Annotated in this window: 1 protein-coding gene; it reads right to left on the bottom strand. The window is 49.0% G+C overall.

Annotated elements, in window-relative coordinates:
* Positions 1–565: undecaprenyl-diphosphate phosphatase (locus R8O10_RS26715; protein WP_318192162.1), on the bottom strand; the 565-nt coding region annotated here is incomplete at both ends.

Here is a 565-nt window from a genome sequence, read left to right as displayed (position 1 = left end):
AGAATACCAGTCAGCAAAAAGCCTACGTGCACAGGCTCACCGCTGGTAACCAGCTTCATACCCAAGTAGCTACCAGCTAATGTGATGATAGGAATCGACATCAAAAATGAAAAACGCGCTGCCGCTTCACGAGTGAAGCCCAAATATAGAGCGGCAGTGATCGTTGCGCCAGAACGTGAAGTCCCAGGGATCATCGCAAGTGCTTGAGCAATACCAATAAACACCGCTTTCTTCCAGCCAGTTTGGTACTCATCGGCAACAAGCTTGGCATTCTTATCCACCCACCAAAGCAACAAACCGAATACGATGGTGGTTGTCGCAATCACATAGGCACTGCGCAGGTAGACTTCGATAACGTCTTTCATCAGCAAACCGAACACACACGCCGGAATCGTCGCGATCACGATCATCCATGCCAGTTTTGCTTCTTTACTGCGGTCACCTTTGAAGATCGAAGCAAACAATGCTTGGCATAAAGTGATCACTTCGTGGCGGAAATAAATTACAACCGCCATCAATGTGCCGACGTGTACTGCCACATCAAACGCTAGACCTTGGTCGGCCC

Source organism: Vibrio sp. 1727 (assembly GCF_033344415.1).
GTDB lineage: Bacteria > Pseudomonadota > Gammaproteobacteria > Enterobacterales > Vibrionaceae > Vibrio > Vibrio alginolyticus.
The sequence above is the reverse complement of the archived record's forward strand: the minus strand, read 5'-3'. Positions and strand labels throughout refer to the sequence as shown.